Genomic DNA, 7773 nt, shown 5'->3' on the forward strand with positions numbered 1-7773 from the left:
CGCGCCCTGCGCCAGGCGGTCCGCCGGCTGCCCGGACGCTGCCCGCGCCTGATGGAGGCGCTGCTCTCGCCGAAGGACCTCACCTACCGGGAAATCGCCGGGGAGTTGGGTATCTCACAGGGCAGTCTGGGTCCGGAACGTTCCAGATGTCTTGGTTGTCTGCGGAGATTGCTCACACCGGAGGTTGCGGCCTGCGAAGCGCGGGGATAGGAGTGGGGGACGACAGGCGATCAGGTGAGCGGGAGGCGTGCGCACATGGGCATGAGCGTGACCATCTCGGCGGCGACCGGGCAGGACGCGGAGCAGATCTTCAGGCTCCAGTACCTCTGCTTCCAGAGCGAGGCCGCGCTGTACGGCAACTACCGCATCGACCCGCTCGTGCAGACCCTGGACTCCGTCCGCCAGGAGGTCGCCACCGACTGCGTCTTCGTCGCCCGGCTCGGCGAGGAGGTGGTCGGCTCGGTGCGCGGCAAGGTGACCGAGGACGGCGCGGCGGCCATCGGCAAGCTCTGCGTCCACCCCCGCCTCCAGGGCCACGGCATCGGCGCCCGGCTGCTGCGCGCGGCCGAGTCCGCGCTGGCCGAGCAGCACGGCGCCACCCGCTTCCGCCTCCACACCGGCCACCGCAGCGAGGGCAACCTCCGGCTGTACCGGAAGGTGGGCTACCAGGCGGTGGGCCGGGCCAAGGGCGACGACGGCGTGGAGATGATCGTGCTGGAGAAGGAAGCGGGCGCCTACGTCGCCACGGCGTGAGGACACGCGCCCCGAAAGATGCGCGGGCAACGGCGCGAGCGGCCACGACGGACCCGCACCCGCGCACCCGCCTCAGGCGCCCGCGCGCTCCCGCGCCCTGCGCAGCCAGTACAGCGCGGACAAGGGCAGCAGCACGGGGATGAACACGTACCCCATGCCGTACTCGGACCACACGGTCGCGTCCGGGAACGCCGACGGCTCCACCAGCGTCCAGGTGCCGACGATCAGCACTCCCGCCAGCTCGGCGGCGCAGCACACCAGCGCCGCCCTGCGCGCCGTCTCCCCGCCGCGCACCAGCGTGTACGTGATGAACGCGTACACCACACCCGCCACGGCCGACAGCGTGTACGCCAGCGGGGCCCGGTCGAACTCCGTGGCGATCTGGTACGCCGAACGCGACAGCGCGCCGACCACCATCACCCCGTAGAACCAGACCAGCAGCATGCCCGGCCCGCTGATCAGCCGGGCCGGCTTGTCCTGGACCGCCGTCATCTCAGCCTCCCCAGATGTCGTAGAGCCGTACTTCCAGGACGGCCAGCACCACCCCGGCCGCGGCGACCGTCACCGAGCCCCAGCGGGTCCGCTCGGCCAGCGACATGAACCCCGCGGCCGGCACGCACGCGAACGAGCCCAGCAGATACGCCACGAAGATCGTCGTGCCCTGCTCCGGCTTCCCGCCCCGCGCCAGCTGCACGATCCCGGCCACCAGCTGGACCAGGGCCAGCACCGACACCACGGCCATGCCGATGAAGTGCCAGTCCTTCGTCGGCTGGTCGCGGTAGGCGGCCCAGCCGCACCAGGCGGCGAGCAGGAGCGCGGCGACCCCGGTCACCAGCATCAGGGCGTTGAGCATGCCGTGACCTTATTACGGCCGAAACGTGCCCCGGCCGTCGCCCCCGCCGAACGCCTTAGGGTCGGGACCATGACGATCCACGCGCACGCACTCCTGTTCGACAACGACGGCACCCTCGTCTCCTCCCTCGACTCCGTCGAGCGCTGCTGGTCCCGCTGGGCCCGGGAGTACGGGATCACCGCCGAGGAGTTCGGCCGCGTGGAACTGCACGGGCGCCCGGCCGCCGAGATCGTCGCCGACCTGCTGCCCGCGCACCTGGTCGAGGAAGCGGTCGCCCGGGTCGAGCAGCTGGAGGTCGAGGACGTGCCGAACGGGGGCGTGCGCCTGCTCCCCGGCACCCGGGACTTCCTGGACGCCCTGCCGTCCGACCGCTGGGCCGTGGTCACCTCCGCCACCCGCCGCCTCGCCGAGGCCCGCCTGGGCGCCGTCGGCATCACGCCGAAGGCCCTGGTCTCGGCCGACGACGTCACCCGCGGCAAGCCCGACCCCGAGCCCTATCTGCTGGCCGCCCGGCAGCTCGGCGTGGACCCGGCCCACTGCGTCGTCTTCGAGGACGCCCCCGCCGGACTGCGGGCCGGCCGCGCGGCCGGCATGACCACCGTGGCGTTGGCCACAACCCACCGGGCCGCGGAACTGGACGCCGACCTGGTGGTCGACGACCTGTCGGCCTTGTCCGTACTGGTCACCCACCGGGGCCTGGCGATATCCCGCCGCGGCTGAGACCCCGGCCCGCCCTGTCCGCCGCTGTCCAGCATCCGGACAGCGGCGCCCGTCCGGGACCGCCCGTCTGGTTTACTGATCGCATGACCACGACGAGCTGCCGCACCCTTGCGACCGAGGCGACCATGACGCCCGGTGCTCGTTGTATGTGTCGCCTGATGTGTCGAATGTGCGCCTTCTAGAGGGCCCCCGCATCAGCCGAGCTCGCGCCCCGAAGCGAGACCGTGGCATGTCCGTACGCCCCAGGCCGTACGAGACGAACCCCCCGCTCCATGCCGCAACCGCATGCACCCGTGCCCGGGCACACCCCCGCCCGCGCACTCGACAGTGACGGAAACCCACGTGATCACCACCTCGGGCCTGACCAAGGTCTACCGCTCCCGCGGCCGTGAGGTCACCGCCCTCGACGGCGTCGATCTGCACGTCCGCGAAGGCGAGGTCTACGGCGTCATCGGCCAGTCCGGCGCCGGCAAGTCCTCCCTCATCCGCTGCGTCAACCTGCTGGAGCGCCCCACCTCCGGCACCGTGACCGTCGCCGGGCAGGACCTCACCGCCCTGGCCGGGCGCGGCCCGCGCGCCGGCCGGGAGCTGCGCCGCGCCCGCAGCCGGATCGGCATGGTCTTCCAGCACTTCAACCTGCTGTCCTCGCGGACCGTGCAGGACAACGTCGAGCTGCCGCTGGAGATCCTCGGCAAGTCCGGCAAGGAGCGCTCCCGCAAGGCCCTGGAACTGCTGGACCTCGTCGGCCTCGCCGACAAGGCCAAGGCCTACCCCGCCCAGCTCTCCGGCGGCCAGAAGCAGCGCGTCGGCATCGCCCGCGCCCTGGCCGGCGACCCCAAGGTGCTGCTCTCCGACGAGGCCACCAGCGCCCTCGACCCGGAGACCACCCGCTCCATCCTCCAGCTGCTGCGCGACCTGAACCGGCAGCTGGGCCTGACCGTCCTGCTCATCACCCACGAGATGGACGTCGTGAAGTCGATCTGCGACTCCGCCGCCCTCATGGAGCGGGGCCGGATCGTGGAGTCCGGCACCGTCAGCGAGCTGCTGGCCACCCCGGGCTCCACGCTGGCCGCCGCGCTGTTCCCGGTGGGCGGCGAGGCCACCGGCGCCGACCGGACCGTCCTCGACGTCACCTTCCACGGCGAGAGCGCCACCCAGCCGGTCGTCTCCCAGCTCGCCCGCACCTACAACATCGACATCTCGATCCTCGGCGCCGCCATCGACACCGTCGCCGGCCTCCAGGTCGGCCGGATGCGCATCGAACTGCCCGGCCGCTACGAGGACAACGTGGTCCCGATCGGGTTCCTGCGTGAGCACGGCCTGCAGATCGACGTCGTGGGCCAGGACGCCCCGCTGGTGAAGGAAGGTGCCAAGTGACCTGGTCGGAGATGCAGCCGCTGCTGTCGGACGCGTGTAGCCAGACCTTCACCATGGTGCTCTGGTCCACCGTGATCGCCGTCGTCGCCGGTCTGCCGCTCGGCATCCTCCTGGTCCTCACGGACCGGGGCGGCCTGCTGCAGAACGTCCTCGCCAACAAGGTGATCGGCCAGATCGTGAACATCGGCCGGTCGATGCCGTTCATCATCCTGATGGTCGCGCTGATGACCTTCACCCGCTGGGTCACCGGCACCACCATCGGCACCACCGCGGCCATCGTGCCGCTCGCCATCGGCGGCATCCCCTTCTTCGCCCGCCTGGTCGAGACGGCCGTGCGCGAGGTCGACCAGGGACTCGTCGAGGCCGTGCAGTCCATGGGCGGCAACACCTGGACGATCGTCCGCAAGGTCCTCGTCCCCGAGGCCCTGCCCTCGCTGATCGCCTCCACCACCACCACGATCATCGCCCTCATCGGCTACTCCGCCATGGCCGGCACGGTCGGCGGCGGCGGCCTCGGCGACCTCGCCGTCCGCTACGGCTACCAGCGCTTCGAGACCGAACTGATGTGGATCACGGTGGCGATCCTCGCCGTCGTCATCTCCCTCATCCAGTTCGCCGGCGACTTCGCCGCCCGCTCCCTGTACCGCCGCGGCGCCCGCTCCGGCCCGGCCCCCAAGCTCCGCCTGCTGAAGGCCAAGGAGCCCGCCGCGGCCGAGGTCGGCAAGGTCGCGTAACGCACCGGACCGGCAAGGCCGCGCCAGGCACCCCAGGCTCCCCGGCCACTCGTACCCGGGGTCGCACCACCCTTAAGGAAAGGCACTTTTCGTGCGTAACACCGCCAAGCTCACCACCGCCGTCCTCGCCGCATCGGCCCTCACCCTCGGGCTGACCGCCTGCGGCTCCGACAAGGACTCCGGCTCCCTCGACTCCAGCGGCCCGCTGATCGTCGCCGCGAGCCCGACCCCGCACGCCGAGATCCTCAACTTCGTCAAGGACAAGCTGGCGAAGAAGGCGGGCCTCGACCTCGAGGTCAAGGAGTTCACCGACTACATCACGCCCAACACGGCGACCGAGGACGGCTCGGTGGGCGCCAACTACTTCCAGAACCAGCCGTACCTCGACGACTTCAACAGCAAGCGCGGCACCCACATCGTGCCCGTCGTCACGGTGCACCTGGAACCGCTCGGCCTGTACTCCCACAAGGTCAAGAAGGCCGACGCCCTCAAGAGCGGTGCGACCGTCGCCGTCCCCAACGACGCCGTCAACGAGGCCCGCGCCCTGAAGCTGCTCGCCGCCAACGGGCTGATCACCCTCAAGGACGGCGCCGGCAACGAGGCCACCCCGCGGGACATCACCAAGAACCCCAAGAACCTGAAGTTCAAGGAGGTCGAGGCGGCCCAGACCCCGCGCTCCCTGGACGACGTCGACGCGGCCGTGGTCAACGGCAACTACGCCATCTCCGCCGGTCTGAAGCCCGCCAAGGACGCCCTCGTCCTGGAGTCGGCGAAGGGCAACCCCTACGGCAACTTCCTCGCCGTGAAGAAGGGCAACGAGAAGGACCCGCGGGTGACCAAGCTCGCCAAGCTCCTCACCTCGCCCGAGGTCAAGAAGTTCATCGAGGACAAGTACCAGGGCTCGGTCATCCCGTCGTTCTGAGCCGCCGAGGGGGACTGACGCCATGCGCACGTCCGTCGCCGCCGTGGTGACCCTGGCCCTCGGCCTCGGCCTCACCGCCTGCGGCTCCGGCACGGACTCCGGCAAGGGCGGTGGCAAGGACGACACCCTCGTCGTCGGCGCCACCGCCGTCCCGGCCGGCGAGGTGCTCACCTACATCAAGGATCACCTCGCCGCCAAGGCCGGCCTGAAGCTGGAGATCAAGGAGTTCACCGACTACGTCCTGCCGAACACCGCCCTCCAGGAGGGCGAGCTGGACGCCAACCTCTACCAGAACCAGCCCTACCTGGACGACTTCAACAAGTCCAAGGGCACCGACCTGGTCCCGGTCGTCAAGCCCTACCTGCCGCCCATGGGCGTCTACTCGCACCGGGTCAAGGACATCACCGGGCTCGCCGACGGCGCCACCGTCGCCGTACCCAACGACGTCACCAACGAGGGCCGCGCCCTGAAGCTGCTCGCCGCCGGCGGTGTCATCAAGCTCAAGGCGGGCGCCGGCACCGACGCCTCCCCGGGGGACGTCACCGACAACCCCCGGCACCTCAGGTTCAAGGAGCTGGAGGCCGCCCAGCTGCCCCGCTCGCTGGACGACGTGGACGCCGCGGTCGTCAACAACAACTACGCCCAGGACGCGGGCCTGAGCCCCGCCAAGGACGCGATCCTGCTGGAGTCGGCGAAGGACAACCCCTACGCCAACCTCCTCGCCGTCAAACGCGGCCACGAGGACGACCCGCGGGTGAGGAAGCTCGCCGGCCTGCTCGTCTCACCCGAGGTCCGGGCGTTCATCAAGGACAAGTACCACGGGTCCGTCCTGCCCGCGACCGGCGGCTGACGGCACGCACACCGGGTACGGCGACGCACGGGGTCCCCTCCCTCGCGAGGAGCGGACCCCGTCGTGCGCTTCGGTGGTTTCATGCTGCATGCTGGGCAGTTCAGCGGACCTGACGGCCCTGACGGTCTTCCGAGGAACTTCCGAAGGTTACGGAGCGGCGCATGACGAGCACCTTCCCCAACATCTCCATCAGCACGGAGCGGTTGGTGCTGCGTCCCCTCGACGAGGACGACGTGCCCGCCCTGGTCGAGATGATGAACGACGAACAGGTCGTCGCCTGGACCAGCGTCCCCCACCCCTACACCGAGGCCGACGCCCGCCAGTGGATCACCCGGCTCGCCCCCGGGGAACGGACCGAGGGCCGCGGCATCGTCCTCGCCGTCACCGAGTTCCTCACCCAGCGGCTCGTCGGCCTCGTCCACCTGAAGAACACGGACTGGCGCGTGCGCTCCAGCGAACTGGCCTACGTCATCGCGCCCTGGGCCCGCGGCGAGGGGTACGCCTCCGAATCGGCCCTCGCCATCGCCCAGTGGCTCTTCCACGACCAGGAGTTCGAGCGGCTGGAACTGCGCACCGCCGCCGACAACACCGCCTCCCAGCAGGTGGCCCAGAAGATCGGCTGCATCAGCGAGGGCGTACTGCGCAACGCCTGGATAGCCCGCGCCCGGACCGAGGACGGCACCTGGGCCCGGGTACGCACCGACGTCATCGTCTGGAGCCTGCTGCCCGAGGACCTCGCCGGGGTCGGCGAGCAACCGGCCGACGCGAGTGGTTTCACCTCGTACTCGGACTGGAACTGAGTCCTTCCGCACTCCACCAGGTACGCTCACGGAGCCCGCGCACCGGGCTCCCTCCCCGAAGACCCGCGCAGAACCACTGGAGACTGACGACGATGGCCGACCGGGTCACGGTGATCGGCTGGGACGGCTCGCCGCTGACCGCCGCGGCACGGGGCGCACTCGGCGCCGCCACCCTCGTGGCCGGAGCCGCCCACCACCTGGCGCTGCCCGAGGTGCCGCCCGCCGCCGAACGCATCCGCCTCGGCAGCCTCCCGCTGGCCGCCCGACGCATCGCCGCCCACCGCGGCACCGCCGTCGTCCTCGCCGACGGCGACCCCGGCTTCTTCGGTGTCGTACGCACCCTGCGCGCGCCCGAGTACGGCCTGGAGGTCGAGGTCGTCCCCGCCGTCTCCTCCGTCGCCACCGCCTTCGCCCGGGCCGGCATGCCCTGGGACGACGCCCAGGTGGTCGTCGCCCACCCGCGCACCCTGCGCCGCGCCGTGAACGTCTGCCGCGCCCACGCCAAGGTCGCCGTCCTCACCGCGCCGGGCGCCGGCCCCGCCGAACTGGGGCTCCTGCTGGAAGGCGTGCACCGCACCTTCGTCATCTGCGAGGAACTGGGCACCGAACGCGAACAGGTCAGCGTCGTCACGTCCGACAAGGCCGCCGACCACACCTGGCGCGACCCCAACGTCGTCATCGTCATCGGCGGCCCCGCCGGTGCCGGGGAGGGCGGCGGCTGGATCGCCGGCCGCGCATACCGTCACCGCCAGGAAGCGACTGCG

10 protein-coding genes and 1 pseudogene are annotated in these 7773 nt (G+C 71.1%); 9 read left to right on the forward strand and 2 right to left on the reverse strand.

What is annotated here, in order from left to right; genetic code table 11:
- Positions 1–210 (forward strand): annotated as a pseudogene (locus tag H5J33_RS36765) (sigma-70 family RNA polymerase sigma factor); the annotation flags it as partial.
- Between the two features lie 45 nt (positions 211–255).
- Positions 256–753: a GNAT family N-acetyltransferase gene (locus H5J33_RS16610; protein WP_181795685.1), complete on the forward strand. Its 498-nt coding sequence runs from the start codon at positions 256–258 to the stop codon at positions 751–753.
- A gap of 72 nt (positions 754–825) precedes the next feature.
- On the opposite strand, the gene H5J33_RS16615 is transcribed toward H5J33_RS16610, so the two are convergent.
- Both H5J33_RS16615 and H5J33_RS16620 read right to left on the reverse strand, forming a co-directional pair.
- Positions 826–1245: a hypothetical protein gene (locus tag H5J33_RS16615; RefSeq protein WP_181795686.1), complete on the reverse strand. Its 420-nt coding sequence runs from the start codon at positions 1243–1245 to the stop codon at positions 826–828.
- A 1-nt stretch (position 1246) separates the two neighbouring features.
- Complete coding sequence (locus H5J33_RS16620; protein ID WP_181795687.1) at positions 1247–1606, reverse strand: hypothetical protein; 360 nt, start codon at positions 1604–1606, stop codon at positions 1247–1249.
- A 69-nt stretch (positions 1607–1675) separates the two neighbouring features.
- Between H5J33_RS16620 and H5J33_RS16625 the strand changes: the two genes are divergently transcribed.
- The 7 genes from H5J33_RS16625 to cbiE all read left to right on the forward strand — a co-directional run.
- Positions 1676–2326 (forward strand): HAD family hydrolase, encoded by a 651-nt coding sequence (locus tag H5J33_RS16625; protein ID WP_181795688.1) that lies wholly within the window; start codon positions 1676–1678, stop codon positions 2324–2326.
- Between the two features lie 285 nt (positions 2327–2611).
- Positions 2612–3703 (forward strand): methionine ABC transporter ATP-binding protein, encoded by a 1092-nt coding sequence (locus H5J33_RS16630; RefSeq protein ID WP_220212417.1) that lies wholly within the window; start codon positions 2612–2614, stop codon positions 3701–3703.
- Positions 3700–4437: a methionine ABC transporter permease gene (locus tag H5J33_RS16635; protein ID WP_181795690.1), complete on the forward strand. Its 738-nt coding sequence runs from the start codon at positions 3700–3702 to the stop codon at positions 4435–4437. The genes H5J33_RS16630 and H5J33_RS16635 overlap by 4 nt, the downstream gene beginning before the upstream one ends.
- 91 nt (positions 4438–4528) lie before the next feature.
- Entirely contained in the window at positions 4529–5359 is an 831-nt protein-coding gene (locus H5J33_RS16640) for a MetQ/NlpA family ABC transporter substrate-binding protein (RefSeq protein WP_181795691.1), read from the forward strand.
- 22 nt (positions 5360–5381) lie between these two features.
- Positions 5382–6209, forward strand: a complete 828-nt coding sequence (locus H5J33_RS16645) for a MetQ/NlpA family ABC transporter substrate-binding protein (protein WP_181795692.1) — start codon at positions 5382–5384, stop codon at positions 6207–6209.
- A gap of 161 nt (positions 6210–6370) precedes the next feature.
- Positions 6371–7009: a GNAT family N-acetyltransferase gene (locus H5J33_RS16650; protein WP_181795693.1), complete on the forward strand. Its 639-nt coding sequence runs from the start codon at positions 6371–6373 to the stop codon at positions 7007–7009.
- Positions 7010–7101: 92 nt separating this feature from the next.
- On the forward strand, positions 7102–7773 hold a 672-nt coding region (cbiE, locus tag H5J33_RS16655; RefSeq protein ID WP_181795694.1), incomplete at its 3' end, for a precorrin-6y C5,15-methyltransferase (decarboxylating) subunit CbiE.

The organism is Streptomyces sp. WELS2, from assembly GCF_013870595.1.
GTDB lineage: Bacteria > Actinomycetota > Actinomycetes > Streptomycetales > Streptomycetaceae > Streptomyces.